Here is a 13,907-nt window from a genome sequence, read left to right on the forward strand (position 1 = left end):
GCGTGAGCCGAAAGGGATTTGAAGATGGATGTACAGGACTACCTGAAGATTTTGCAGGCGCGCTGGAGAATCATCGCTGTCGTCACGGTGGTCGCGGTCCTCGGTGCGTTGGGGGCTTCTCTGATCTCGACACCGATCTATCAAGCTTCGACCAGGCTGTTCGTGTCCACCTCGTTGGGTGGCTCGGTCAACGAGGCCTACCAGGGAAACCTCCTGTCGCAGCAACGGGTGACGTCGTACACCAAACTGTTGACCGGACAAACGCTCGCGCAGCGCACTATCGACAAGCTTGGTCCAGACTCGGTCGGCGGAATGTCGGCGAAGGGACTTGCCGGCAAAGTAACCGCGACGTCGGCACCGGACACAGTTCTGATCGATGTGAGAGTTCAGGACCCATCGCCTGAGCGTGCTCGGGATATTGCCAACACCTTGTCCGATGAATTTGTAGTGATGGCAAAGGAATTGGAGACTCCGGAGAACGGTGGAAACCCGCCCGCTCGTGTGATCGTCGAACAAGATGCTCAAACGCCGACTACGCCGGTATCTCCGAACACCAAGCGAAACATCGCACTCGGCGCAGCCGTGGGTCTGCTTCTGGGTATCGCACTCGCTGTGCTGCGTGATCGCCTGGACAATACCGTGAAGGACCGTCAGACGGTGGAAACCGTCGCCGGTTCCGCGTTGGTCGGGGCCGTTCCGTTCGACAAGGATATGCAGACAGAGCACACGATCGACTTCAACCAGGGCAACTCTTCGAGTGCCGAGGCGTACCGCGAACTGCGAACCAACCTTCAGTTCCTCGAGGTGGATAACCCACCTCGCGTCATCGTGATCACCAGCTCGCTGTCTAGCGAAGGTAAGACAACGACGGCAGTCAACATCGCCCTCGTTCTCGCAGAGGCAGGAAAGTCGGTCTGTCTGGTTGAAGGCGACCTCCGAAAGCCGCGTGTGTCAAAATATCTCGGTTTGATCGGCACTGTCGGCCTCAGTTCGGTGTTGTCCGGTCAAGCGACACTCGACGACGTACTTCAACACACCGAGCACGGCGGGTTGTCTGTCCTCGCCTCTGGCCCGATCCCGCCGAACCCGAGCGAATTGCTCGGCACCGACCATGCGAGAAAAGCGCTGGCGGAACTTCGCGCTCGATACGAATACGTCATCATCGACGCACCGCCCTTGCTGCCAGTCACCGATGCGGCAGTCCTGACCGCGATGTCCGACGGCGCGTTGTTGATCGCCCGACATGCGTCCACTACGCGAGATCAGTTGACGCGGGCCGTTGGCAACCTTCACAGTGTCGGCGCAAGAATTCTGGGCACCGTGATCACTATGACGCCCGCGAACAAACGGAGCGGCTATGACTACCAGTACTACTATGCGACCGACAAATCGGTGCCTCGGATGGCCGACAATGTCGCGTCATTGTCGTCCGGCGCTGCTGCACCAGTCGTCACTGCGTCAACGGTTTCCACCGCTTCGTCGATCGTCACTGCCAAGTCGGATTAGGTGCAGCCTATCGCCACGCAGTTGGCGTCCTACGAATTGCTGATTGAACCGGCCACCGCTGATTCGTTCGGAAATCGTTGCCAATGAATAGTTTTGGCTCGCAGAGTGCCGTCCGATTGCTACTATTGCTCGAGTGGAAATTCGCCATTCGGAAATACACAATTCGGAGGATCGAATGCTGGGCTCGCTCTCTAGTTCAGTCAGGAAATCGGTGTTCCGTCCATCGGTGACATGCTGAAATTCATTGGATTCGAGTCTCTCCTCGGTCTGAACTGATCGCAGCAGCAACACAGCCCCTGTCAATCGGAGGATTGACAGGGGCTGTTGCATGCGCTGAGTAAGCATGCTGCGCGGGCAGTCGGGACCTTGGTCGGAAATCATCCCGATTTTGCCGATGCGCAGTGACGTGGTTTGGGTGGAAAGCTACTATTCCCATAGTGGCAGTGAGCCATTCAGACCCCACAACTTTCGGAGGAATAGAATGCTAGGTTCTCTCATGGGCATCAGTGAAGCAGTCGGCGTTCCGTCGGTTGACCAGTTGTTCGAATTTGCACGTGCTCTCGTCACGGCACTGTTCGCGTTGAGCTGATCCGTCTTCGTTCACACTCCACATACAGCCTCGTCTGCGAAACAGCCCCCGCACTCCCTCCCCTGGAGTGAGGGGGCTGTTGTGTGCTTCAGCCTGTAGCCAGTCGGAGTATTGCCGGTGTGAGCAGCGTTGCGATCTCGTTTCCCACCGCGTGAAAAGTGTTCGAGTCCTTGCCCATCGGGTCGATGACGTCCTCGATCTCGCGGGTTCGGAAGCGCGGCCGGGCAGCCGCGAGTTCGGCAACCGTGGTTGCATCCGACGCCCCGGCCAATCGGGCTGCCTCGCGCAGGGTGAAGGTCCGTTTGAACTGTGCCGGTGCCAGCGTCAGGACCTGGTCGCGGTGGCGCTCGGTCATCGTCAGGATCAGATCTACTTCGGCTGCAATCGACTTCGTGAACAATCGTGCGCGGAAGTCCGTTGGATCGCCGCCCAGACCCTCGAGAACGTCGGCGGCCGTGGACTCGATCGGGTGTCCGACAACGGCTCTGGTTCCGGCGCTCGATGCGCTGAAGTTGCGAATGCTAGCTTCCTCGGCGAACGCGAGCGCCAGACGTTCGGCGGTAGGGGATCGGCAGATATTTCCGGTGCATACGAAGAGGACGTGCATAGAGCAATCATAGAACGCCCCGTCTCGACACGAAGTGTTCGTCAGTTACCCACTCGGGGTTTCTGTTTCGTCTGTGCTTGGGATGGCCGAACTGGGACACGACGTTCTGGGTATCGACATCGACGCCGCGAAGATCGAGATGTTGAGGGAGGGTCGGCCCGTTGTACGAAGCGGGGCTGGAAGAACTCTTGGTTCAGAACCTCGAATCGGGACGACTGCGTTTCAGTACGTCCTACACAGATGCTGCGGAATTCGCCGACCTTCATCAATGCGATCTCCGAAATTTGTGAGGCCACCGGAGCCGCCGAAGGACATTCGTGCGTTCGCGGCCCGGGCCGGGGAGTTGGGTGTGTATCAGGCGCTGTCATTTCTGAGGGAGGTCGACTGCATCAATATGCGAAGGCGCACCAAGGTCGTTGAACTTGGTGCCGAGGCTTGCGGTGGAAGTTTGCTGGGAATGAACGTGGCCGTACTGGGTGCGGCATTCACGCCGGAATCGGACGATATTCGTGATTCGCCCGCGCTGAATGTCGCGGGCATGATGCAACTGCACGGTGCTGCAGTGTCGGTCTACGGCCCGAAGGCGATGGCGAATTCGCGCAATCTGTTTCCTGCTCTCGATTACGCAACGTCGACGTCGGGAGCCTGTAAGAATGCTGATGTCGTGCTTGTTGCAACAAAATGGGCCGAGTTTGTCGCTCTGGATCCAGGCGAACTCGATTCGGCATTTCGGACTCGGGTCTGGCGGTCGGCGGGATGGACCTATCGCGGACTAGGTCGATGATAGCTAAGGTGACATTAGCTGATAGATTGCCGTAAAGTTGGTTCGGTGCGACTCGACACATCTCCTCGATGCAATCGAATGGGTAGACTTCGCGCCGTGGAGTGACGGATCTGATCATGGATTTGTCTGCGGTCGACGAAGGTGGCTCATGAACTTGGTGCTGGGTGTAACAGTGGGGGCGAGTGCTGTCCGCTTGGCGCGCCCGGGTACGCCCGACAACGGTGGTCCGGTGTTCCGCTCGAGAGCGATTGAGCGCGGACGCGAGATACCTGAAGACATAGCGGCCGACTCCATTCGTGTGGCTCTCGCGGAGTTCACAGGCCAGGACAACGTCGTCGCAGTCGTCTACCGCGATCAGAATCAAGCGGGTGCATTGACCAATGCACTCGATCGCGGCCTGATCGACCACTACCAACTTGTTCCCGAATCGACCGCGATACTGCGAATGCTCGAGGAACCGGGAACACTCGGGACGCAGAACACCCTGGTCATCGTCGACTTGGGTAGTACCGGATCAACCGTGGACGTGATTGATCGGGCCAGCGGTTCGACAGTGGTCACGGCGCGATCGAGCCAGGTCGCCGGAGATCGCTTCGATGCTCTTGTCTACCGCGATCAGACCGAACGACGTCGGATCGTGCCCCCGACAGATCCGGAGAGCATCGCTGAACTTCAGTCCCGGTGCAGACTCGCCAAGGAACAGCTTTCGACACGCAGCGCAGTCTGCCTGCCGGGACCGGGCGGATTGCTTCTGCTCTCCCGTGAAGTATTCGATTCCTTGGTGGCACCCTTCGTCGAGGCACTGGCCCGTGAGGTCCGTGAGGTTGTCGCGACTTCCGGCAGGCATCCGGACGCAGTTGTACTGATCGGCGGCGGTGCAAGAATTCCGATCATCCGCACGGTCCTGGAAATGTGGCTCGAAGTCCCGGTTATCGCGCCGGAACAGCCTGACCTGTTGGCCGCCCAAGGTGCAGCCTTGCTCGCCGAAGGGCCGACCGACCGGACAGTTGCCGCGGCACCGGTTGCGCAGACTGTGTCGGCGTCGGCCGTCGCACCGATCTTTGCGCCCTATCCGATACACACGCCGGCGGCTGTGCCCGAACCCGTTGAAGCATTCGCCCACGGTGGACTGGCGACGACCGGTCGCGTGAACACTCATCATCGACGGCCGAGTGTCGAGCCGACGGATCCTTCGGTGCCCGATGCGCCCGCTGTTGTCGAAGTAACTTCCGAAACCGAATCCGCGGTTGTGGCCGTCGCACCTCTCCGCGGAGCCGTCGACGAACATGCAGAACAGGCTCCCGTCGAAGTCGAATCGGTCATGGTCGACGCCCCCGCTTACTCGGCTATGCCTCCGGAGTCGATAACCGCGGATGCAGCCGGTGGACAACCGTCGTGGGTGGCGTCGACCATCCGTGAGGAAACAACGACCGAAGATTCCAGAAAACCATTCCGTTTTGCCGGGCTGGGTGCCGGCGTGGTGGCTGCAATCGTCATTGTCGGACTGGGAATGGGATATGGCGGCAAGGTTTTCGGAGATTCGGGTGAAGCCAATCCTGTAGTGACGGAGGTGACTACCACCGTCGCGCCGTCGACAACTGTTCCCCCGCCAACCACAACGACACCGCCGCCATCGACGACGACGGTGGAACCGCCGCCGCCGGTTGTGGAGCAGCAGCCTGCGGCTCCGGAGCCGTACGTAGAGCCGTACGTTCCGCCGCCACCGCCGCCGCCTGCGTTGTACATCCCCGGGCTGCCGCCGATCTTGCTGCCCGTGTTGCCGGCCATCCCAGGTTTCTGAGCCGTTCAGCGTTTGGAATGCCGGCCACCGGTGGCGGTCGATGACGTCGAAGCTCCCGGTGGGCGGGCCAGTAGGACGGCAATAGCGGTTGTGAGGGGCACCGACAACGCAAGAGCGATCCCGCCGACGGCTGATCGCACGATTTCGATGGCTACGGCGTCGCCGACCAGTACGTCGCCGAGCGGTCGTCCGCTGACGCTGAAGAGCAGAAGGAGCGGTAAGGCGCCGCCGGCATATGCCAGCACCAGGGTGTAAACGGTGCTGGCGATGTGATCGCGACCGACGCGCATCGAACTGGCGAAGATCTGGCGCCGGGTGGCAATTTTGTCGAGTTCCGCGAGTTCGAACGCCGACGACGCCTGAGTGATCGTGACGTCGTTGAGAACACCGAGTGAACCGATGATGAACCCGGCGAGCAGTAGTCCGGTGATGTCGACGTGCTGAATGTAGGTCTGCACGTTGGTGTTCTGCTCTTCGGAAAGCCCGGTGAGGTGTGTCAGTTGAATTGCCAGATACGACAGCAGCGCGGCGAGGACCATTGCGGCGAGCGTTCCGAGGAGCGCGGAACTTGTCCGTAGTGAGACTCCGTGCGCCAGGTACAGGACGGCATACAAGATGACTGCGCCGGAGACCAGCGCAAGCGGTATCGCAGGTTTACCGTCCAGCAACGCGGGCAGAAGGAACCCGACCACAACGCCGAAGGCAACCACCAATCCGAGTAGAGCCCGCAATCCGCGCCACCGGGCTACAGCGATGATTACCACTGCGAACGTCGCGACGATCAGCGCCAGCGGCAACCCTCGGGAGTAGTCCTCGAATGAATATTGTGTCGCACCAGTCGGATCGGTCTGACGGACCAGTCGTATGTGCTCGCCGACGCGTAGATCGGGCTGGCCCGGGCCGGGAATGATCTCCAGGAGAGTCTGAGTCCCGGAATTCGGCCCCGATTCGATATCGACGATGCTGCGCTGACATTGATAACTCGTGTTGGCTGGAGGTGCGGGCTCGCCGACGAATGGTCTTCCAGCCGAGAGGCTTCCGCAGGCACCGATGTTCTGGTTTGTCACGGTACCGGCTTCTGTCACCACGGATCCGCCGTCGGCATTCTGAAACGGCAAGGGGATTGCAGTGGTGGACTTGTCAGGCCACAGTGCAATCAAGCCGATTACCACCGCCAGTCCGACGACGGCGAGAATGCCTATGACAATCCGGGATGCAGCGGCTCCGATGGGAAGTGGGCCGTCGTGATTGTGGCCGTGACCGTGGCTCATCGGAAACTGTGTGTCGGACTGTGGATTTGCACCGCTGCCATGCTAGCGGTTGTGTCGGTGAATCGGTCTGTTGAAGCAGTGATGTCGAGCGATGATGCGAAAGCGGATGGTCAGCTTCGCGAAAGTTTTCGAGCTGGGTGGCGGGGAACAGGGGGGGTTGTCCCCGCCACCAACCTGGTATCCACAGGGGGGGGAGGGATACCAGGTGCTCGCGGCACCGAAGTGCTTTAACCAATGTACCCAATTCCAAACTGATGTGGTGCATTGTCCAACTACCAATTTGGCAACGATCGCGCAGACCGATTGGCCCTTTTTGTCATCGTAGCAGGTCACTAATTAGTTAAATGCTCAACCGAACCGAGCGGTTTGCGAAATGTGTGACGAAGGTCGCACAAATGCCCCGCAACTTTACGTTTGCGGGGCATCTGTACATCAGGAAATTTGTCCGATTTTTACTGCTTGTAGCTGGTGAGGAAGTTGCCGAACCGTTCGATGGCCACCGCGAGGTCTCGAGCCCACGGCAAAGTCACAATGCGTAGATGGTCGTGATTGGGCCAATTGAAACCGGTTCCCTGGACCATGAGTATCTTTTCCTGAAGAAGAAGATCCTGAACCAATTTCTCGTCGTTGTGAATTTCGTGCACATTCGGATCCAGACGAGGGAACGCGTACAGCGCACCGCGCGGCTTCACACATGAGACGCCCGGAATCATGTTCAGGCGCTCCCAGGCGACATCGCGCTGTTCGAGTAGGCGCCCTCCCGGGAGAATCAGGTCCTCGATGCTCTGATGGCCGCCCAGCGCGACCTGGATGGCGTGCTGCCCCGGAACATTCGGGCACAAGCGCGTCGACGCCAGGAGGTCGAGACCCTCGAGGAAGCCTGCCGCGTGGTCCTTGGGGCCGGTGATGGCAACCCAGCCCGAACGGTAGCCGGCGACGCGGTACGCCTTCGAGAGGCCGTTGAACGTCAGGCACAACAGATCGGGAGCCAGCGTCGCGAGTGAAATGTGCTTCGCGTCGTCGTAAAGGATCTTGTCGTAAATCTCGTCTGCCAGCAGCAACAGTTGATGTTTGCGTGCCAGATCGACCAATTGCTGGAGAATTTCCATCGAGTACACCGCACCCGTGGGGTTATTCGGGTTGATGACCAGCAGCGCCTTGGTTTTGTCGGTGATCTTGGATTCGATATCCGCGATATCGGGATTCCAATCATTGCCCTCGTCGCACAGGTAATGGACGGGGGTTCCACCGGACAGGCTGGTCATGGCCGTCCACAGCGGGTAGTCGGGAGCTGGGATCAGCACCTCGTCGCCGTTGTTGAGCAATGCCTGCATGGTCATCGTGATCAACTCGGACACGCCGTTACCGAGGTAAATGTCATCGACATCGAGATCGGGGAATCCCGGTACCAATTCGTAACGCGTCACGATCGCGCGCCTGGCCGACAAGATTCCCTTGGACTCCGAATACCCCTGTGCGTAGGGGAGCGCGGCAATCATGTCGCGCATGATCACGTCCGGGGCATCAAAACCGAACGGTGCAGGGTTGCCGATGTTGAGCTTGAGGATCCGGTGCCCTTCCGCCTCCAACCGGGCGGCATGTGCGTGCACCGGTCCACGGATTTCGTACAGGACGTTCTGGAGCTTCGACGACTGCTCCAGCTCGCGCGGCGGCTGACGATGGCGGACGGGTTCTGGTGTGCTCACGTCTTACATGATTCCACTTGCGCGCAAGTGCATTGTTCAGGGTGCGGCAGGCGTGTCCTATCCTCGACAAGATGACGCAGACCGACGTGATCGCAGCACCGTACGGATCGTGGACTTCTCCCATCAGCGCAGCAGATCTCGCCGCTGGTGGTCATCCCGTCGAAGGCGGCCGATACGTGGGTGGCGACGTCTGGTGGTCGGAGTTGCGGCCGACAGAGGGCGGACGCGTCGCCGTCCGTCGCATCGCCGTAGACGGCCTGCCCGTCGACGTCCTGCCTGCGCCGTGGAACGCCCGAACGCGGGTTCACGAATACGGCGGCGGTGCGTGGACAGCCACGGATACCGGACAACTCGTGTTCAGTGAATTCTCGGACCAGCGGGTGTACATCCTCGAAGGCGGCACCCCACGGGCCTTGACGCCGGAGCCCACTGCGCCTGCAGCGTTGCGTTACGCGGACCTGTCGGTCGTCGGCGACGAAGTGTGGGCGGTGCGGGAGTCACATGCGGCTGACGGTTCGATAACACGAGATATCTGCGCCATCCCGCTCGACGGTAGCGGCGATATTCGCTCCATCGTCGGAGGCTCGGATTTCCTGGCGTATCCACGACTCTCTCCGGGCGGATCCAAAATCGCCTGGATTGCTTGGAACCATCCGCAGATGCCCTGGGACGGAACGGAACTGCGAATCGCGGATCTGGTCGACGGAGTTGCCGGGCCGTCCAGAGTTGTCATCGGTGGCACTGAAGAGTCTGTGCTGCAACCCGAATGGATTACCGAAGACGAACTGTATGTAGCCAGTGACCTCAGTGGCTGGTGGAATATCTATCGAGTCGGGGCAGCAGTCACCGCGGTCTGTACCGTGGACGCCGATTTCGGGGGACCGTTGTGGCAGTTCGGTGCTCGCTGGTACGAGGTTCTCGACGACGGGAAACTGTTGACGGTCCGCACCGTCGGCACCGACACCCTTGCCGTACTCGACCCGGAGTCGGGGAAGCTGCGCAACCTCGAGATTCCAGGAGTCACGAGCATCAGCATCCAGCAGATTCGTGGGGATCGTCTCCTGCTCAAGTGCGGCGGCGCCAAGGTCGCTGCCGGATTGCGCGAATTCGATTCGAGAACAGGCGATCCCAGAATCATTCGGTTGTCCGTCGAATCATTGCCCGACGACGCCTATCTCCCGGAAGCGCAGACGGTTGTCGCGCACGGCCATGGCCGTGAGGTTCATGCGGTTGCGTATCCGCCGCGGAATCCCCGATACGTCGGTCTCGACGGGGAGCTGCCACCGTACGTCGCATTTGTCCACGGCGGGCCCACCGCGCACGTGGCGCCGGCACTCAACCTGGTGTATGCGTACTTCACCAGTCGTGGAATCGGTGTGGTGGACGTCAATTACGGCGGATCCACCGGTTACGGCCGCGAGTACCGCAATCGCCTTCGTGGGCAGTGGGGCATCGTCGACGTCCAAGATGTGATCACCGCGGTGACCGGACTGGCCGAACAGGGCCTCGCTGACCCGAACCGTCTGGCGATCGAAGGTGGATCTGCCGGCGGATGGACGGTTTTGGCGGCCTTGACAACTTCTGAGGTCTTTGCTTGCGGCACTTCCTATTACGGAGTCGCCGAGCTCGACGGATTTGTCAAGGAAACCCACGATTTCGAATCGCGGTACATCGACGGGCTAATCGGCCCACTGCCGGAATCTGCAGCACTGTATGCCGAACGTGCGCCACTGAACAACGTCGGCGGACTGAACTGCCCGGTCTTGTTGCTCCAGGGCCTCGACGATCCCATCGTTCCGCCCTCTCAAGCCGAACGCTTTCGAGATGCGCTGGTATCGAAGGGTATTCCGCACGCATATCTGGAGTTTGCCGGTGAGTCGCACGGCTTCCGTCAACTGTCCACGATTATCAGTGCTCGGAATGCGGAGCTGTCCTTCTACGGTCAGGTCATGGGATTCACGCCGCCGGATATTCCGAAGCTGCACCTGTGGACTGCTTCGGGTTCCTGAACGCTGTTGGGCTCAGGCGCGGCGGCGGCCCCGGTTTGATCTGAAACTGGGGGAGTGAGCACCGCCTTTGCATAGTGAGCACCGGTTTCAGCAAGCTGGAAAGGGTGCTCACTAAGCAGAAGGGGTGCTCACTCGCCTGGGCGGGGAAACACGAACGCCCCCGCTCGGGAGCAGGGGCGTTCGGGTGTGGAGCGGTTACTTCTTGCGGCCGGGAGCCTTTGCGCCCGACTTGAATCCAAGTCCACCGGGCTTGGCGGCCGGGGGAGCCGGAGTCTCGGCAGCAGCAGCCTTAGGTGCTTCAGTTGCCGGAGCATCGACTGCTGGTGCTTCTACTGCCGGTGTTTCTACTGCCGGTGTTTCCGCGACGGGTGCAGCCGGAGCCGGAGTGGCGGGTGCTGCCTTACGCGCACCCGGAGCCTTTGCCCCCGACTTGAATCCGAGACCGCCGGCCTTGGCAACCGGAGCTGCCTTGGGTGCCTCGGCAACAGGTGCCTCAGCAGCGGGTGCTTGGACGACAGGAGTAGTGGCGGGTGCGTCGGCGGGTGCAGCGGCGGCCGGAGCAGCAGCCTTCGCGCCGGGAGCCTTGGCGCCGCCCTTCATCTGCAGACCCTTGCCGCCGGGAGCCTTGGCGCCGGACGCGAGGCCCAGACCCTTCGGCTTGGCAGCGGGGGCCGCAGCAGTTTCCGGAGCATCCTGCACCGCCGGAGCAGCCTCTACCTCCGGTGCCGGTGCAGCGGCAGCCGGAGCAGCCTTTGCGCCCGGAGCCTTGGCAGCGCCCTTCATCTGCAGACCCTTACCGCCCGGAGCCTTTGCTCCGCCGGCCAGGCCGAGGCCCTTGGGCTTTGCGACCGGAGCGGCCGGTGCAGCTTCGGCGGCCGGGGCAGCAGCTTCGGCGGATGCGGCCGGAGCCGCTGCCTTCTTGGCGCCCGGAGCCTTTGCTCCGCCTGCCATTCCGAGTCCTTTGCCGGGAGCCTTCGCGCCCGGAGCCTTGGCCAGACCTTTCATTGCGAGACCCTTGCCCGCAGCTGGTGCCGCAGCTGCAGCCGGAGCGACGGTCTCTTCGACTACCGGTGCGGCTTCCTCCACGACAGGCGCCGGCGCAGCAGCAACCGGTGCCTTCTCCCGCGGGATCACCTTGATGTTCTCGGTGAGCTGTGCGGATTCGAGTCGGGTGACGGAATTGAGCATCAACTGAGCGACGTCCACAACCTCGACGCCTTCACCCTTGCCCTCTTCCTGACGAGCGGTGACGCCGTCAGTAAGCATGACACGGCAGAAAGGGCAACCCGTGGCGATCTTCTTGGGGTTGGTCGAGAGTGCCTCGTCGACGCGGTCGACGTTGATGCGCTTGCCGATGTTCTCTTCCATCCACATGCGGGCGCCACCGGCACCACAGCACATGGAACGTTCGCCGTGACGCGGCATCTCGATCAGCTTGGCGCCGGATGCTTCCATGAGTTCACGGGGAGCGTCGTACACCTTGTTGTGGCGGCCGAGGAAGCACGGGTCGTGGTACGTGATGTCTTCGCTCACGGACGCGACGGGGATCAGCTTCTTCTGGCGAACCAGACGGTTGAGCAGCTGGGTGTGGTGCACGACCTCGTAGTCGCCGCCCACCTCCGGGTACTCGTTGCCGAGGGCGTTGAAGCAGTGCGCACAGGTCACGACGATCTTGCGCTTCTTCTTCTCCACGCCTTCGAAGACCGAGTTCAGCATCTCGATGTTCTGCATCGCGAGCTGCTGGAACAGGAACTCGTTGCCGGCGCGGCGAGCGGAGTCACCGGTGCAGGTTTCGTCGGCACCGAGCACCATGAACTTGACGCCCGCGGTGGCGAGCAGTTCGGCGACGGCCTTCGTGGTCTTCTTGGCACGGTCCTCGTAGGCGCCGGCGCAACCGACCCAGAAGAGGTACTCGTAGTCCTCGAAGGTGTCGGCGTCCTGGCCGTAGACCGGGATCTCGAAGTCCATCTCGTTGATCCAGTTGAGACGGTCCTTGGAGTTCTGGCCCCAGGGGTTGCCCTTGTTCTCGAGGTTCTTGAACAGACCGGCGAGCTCGGACGGGAACTCCGATTCGATCAGAACCTGGTAGCGGCGCATGTCGATGATGTGGTCGACGTGCTCGATGTCGACGGGGCACTGCTCGACACACGCGCCACAGTTGGTGCAGCTCCACAATGTCTCGGCGTCGATGACCGGGGCCATCTCGCCTGAGGTGGTTTCGCCGACGAGCTTGCGCTCGGCTTCACGGCGGGCAGCTTCGGGAATTGCCGCGAGGGCAGCTTCGTTGACGTTGCCTTCGGCGTCGACCAGGCCTACCTCGTCGCCGCCCATGTCCTTGCGGCCACCGGCGAGCAGGTACGGAGCCTTGGCGTAACCGTGGTCACGCAGCGACATGATGAGGAGCTTGGGGGAGAGCGGCTTTCCGGTGTTCCAGGCGGGGCACTGGGACTGGCAACGGCCGCACTCGGTGCAGGTCGTGAAGTCCAGCCAGCCCTTCCACGAGAAGTCCTCGATCTGACCCGTACCGAGGGTGTCGGTGTCGGGATCGACGTTGTCCATGGTCAGGGCAACGCCCTTGCTCATCATCGGCTTTGCTGCGCCGAGTGCGACGGTTCCGTCGTCCTCACGCTTGAAGTAGATGTTGAAGAACGCGGAGAAGCGGTGCCACGCGACACCCCACGTGATGTTGCGGCCGACGATGGCGAGCCAGATCATGCCGGTCATCAGCTTGACGAAAGCGAAGACCGAGATCATGACGGGGCTGGCGGGAAGCAGTTTCGCGACCTGCATGGTGAAGAAGTCGGTCCAAGGGTTGGCGTGGCCGTAGGTGGCGATCTTGCCGGCCTTCACCATGATCATGCCCAGGCCCTCGAGCAGGACGATGCCCTCGATGACGTAGGCGGCCTTGAAGTTGGAGCCACCGAACCGGGAGAGTCGCACCGGAATTCGGGGATGGTTGAGCTGGCGGATCACGATCAGTGTGGTGATACCGATGACGGTGCCGAGTCCAAGGATCTCGTCCCACAAGTGCCAGCCCCACGTGTTGCCGAAGATCGGCCAGTGGAATTCCGGGTTGAACGTCTGCCCGTAGGCCTCGAACCACAGCAGGAATCCACCGAGGAATCCGACCATCACGAGCCAGTGAGCCCAGCCGACGGTGCGGAACTTGTTCATGCGGGTGTGCGCGATGAACTCGATGACCATCTGCTTGAAGCGCGGGAAGAACGGGTGCCATCGATCGGGTGCCGACTGGCCGATGCGAACGGTATTGAACATCCTCAGTGCGCCTGAGAGGAAGATGTACCAACACACCAAGCTCAGCAGTGCACCAATCGTGCCCAACGTTATCGTCAGGGCATTCATGTCGCGGCCTTTCATTTCAGGGCGACGCGTCGGCCACCTGCGGAACAGCCCACTGATAGTAACCTGCCATATGTTACCCGCCAGTAACCATGCGTGCCGAGTATGTATACCGGCGGGTAACCGCGCTTGGCCTGGCGGGATCAAACATCTGCACAACGACGGGCTGGGCCGTCGCGCAGACATATCTACCGTCACGTTAGGTGGTTCAACACTCACCCCTGCTAATCAGGGCGTCCTAACCTGACGTATTCGTTGGTCGCGACCCGATTTG

General features: G+C 61.1%; 7 protein-coding genes and 1 pseudogene. 4 read left to right on the forward strand and 4 right to left on the reverse strand.

All coding sequences use genetic code 11. From position 1 onward, the window contains the following. Positions 1 to 24: 24 nt before the first annotated feature. Complete coding sequence (locus tag QM600_RS07480; protein ID WP_283260829.1) at positions 25 to 1,506, forward strand: tyrosine-protein kinase domain-containing protein; 1,482 nt, start codon at positions 25 to 27, stop codon at positions 1,504 to 1,506. Between the two features lie 677 nt (positions 1,507 to 2,183). Here the strand turns inward: QM600_RS07480 and QM600_RS07485 are convergent. Then, a complete protein-coding gene (locus QM600_RS07485; RefSeq protein WP_283260830.1) occupies positions 2,184 to 2,702 on the reverse strand; it encodes an arsenate reductase/protein-tyrosine-phosphatase family protein in 519 nt (172 codons plus the stop codon). 103 nt (positions 2,703 to 2,805) lie between these two features. On the opposite strand from QM600_RS07485, the pseudogene QM600_RS07490 reads away from it, so the two are divergent. Together QM600_RS07490 and QM600_RS07495 are read left to right on the forward strand one after the other, a co-directional pair. Continuing rightward, a pseudogene (locus tag QM600_RS07490) lies at positions 2,806 to 3,486 on the forward strand (UDP binding domain-containing protein); the annotation flags it as partial. A 148-nt stretch (positions 3,487 to 3,634) separates the two neighbouring features. Next, a complete protein-coding gene (locus QM600_RS07495) occupies positions 3,635 to 5,287 on the forward strand; it encodes a DUF7159 family protein (RefSeq protein WP_283260831.1) in 1,653 nt (550 codons plus the stop codon). Positions 5,288 to 5,292: 5 nt separating this feature from the next. Here the strand turns inward: QM600_RS07495 and QM600_RS07500 are convergent, their stop codons facing one another. Together QM600_RS07500 and QM600_RS07505 are read right to left on the reverse strand one after the other, a co-directional pair. Continuing rightward, entirely contained in the window at positions 5,293 to 6,558 is a 1,266-nt protein-coding gene (locus QM600_RS07500; RefSeq protein WP_283260832.1) for a YibE/F family protein, read from the reverse strand. Positions 6,559 to 7,010: 452 nt separating this feature from the next. Continuing rightward, positions 7,011 to 8,264: a pyridoxal phosphate-dependent aminotransferase gene (locus QM600_RS07505; protein WP_283260833.1), complete on the reverse strand. Its 1,254-nt coding sequence runs from the start codon at positions 8,262 to 8,264 to the stop codon at positions 7,011 to 7,013. Between the two features lie 71 nt (positions 8,265 to 8,335). Between QM600_RS07505 and QM600_RS07510 the strand changes: the two genes are divergently transcribed. Continuing rightward, entirely contained in the window at positions 8,336 to 10,273 is a 1,938-nt protein-coding gene (locus tag QM600_RS07510; protein ID WP_283260834.1) for a S9 family peptidase, read from the forward strand. Between the two features lie 195 nt (positions 10,274 to 10,468). On the opposite strand, the gene QM600_RS07515 is transcribed toward QM600_RS07510, so the two are convergent. Beyond that, the gene (locus QM600_RS07515; protein ID WP_283260835.1) at positions 10,469 to 13,636 is read right to left on the reverse strand and encodes a (Fe-S)-binding protein; all 3,168 of its coding nucleotides are present in this window, start codon (positions 13,634 to 13,636) and stop codon (positions 10,469 to 10,471) included. Positions 13,637 to 13,907 lie beyond the last annotated feature (271 nt).

The organism is Rhodococcus sp. IEGM 1379 (genome assembly GCF_030056815.1).
GTDB lineage: Bacteria > Actinomycetota > Actinomycetes > Mycobacteriales > Mycobacteriaceae > Rhodococcus_F.

Bases quoted from the DNA above. Each gene is read 5' to 3' on its own strand.
- QM600_RS07480 (WP_283260829.1), top strand. From the start codon at position 25: ATGGATGTACAGGACTACCTGAAGATTTTGCAGGCGCGCTGGAGAATC.
- QM600_RS07485 (WP_283260830.1), bottom strand. From the start codon at position 2,702: ATGCACGTCCTCTTCGTATGCACCGGAAATATCTGCCGATCCCCTACC.
- QM600_RS07495 (WP_283260831.1), top strand. From the start codon at position 3,635: ATGAACTTGGTGCTGGGTGTAACAGTGGGGGCGAGTGCTGTCCGCTTG.
- QM600_RS07500 (WP_283260832.1), bottom strand. From the start codon at position 6,558: ATGAGCCACGGTCACGGCCACAATCACGACGGCCCACTTCCCATCGGA.
- QM600_RS07510 (WP_283260834.1), top strand. From the start codon at position 8,336: ATGACGCAGACCGACGTGATCGCAGCACCGTACGGATCGTGGACTTCT.
- QM600_RS07515 (WP_283260835.1), bottom strand. From the start codon at position 13,636: ATGAATGCCCTGACGATAACGTTGGGCACGATTGGTGCACTGCTGAGC.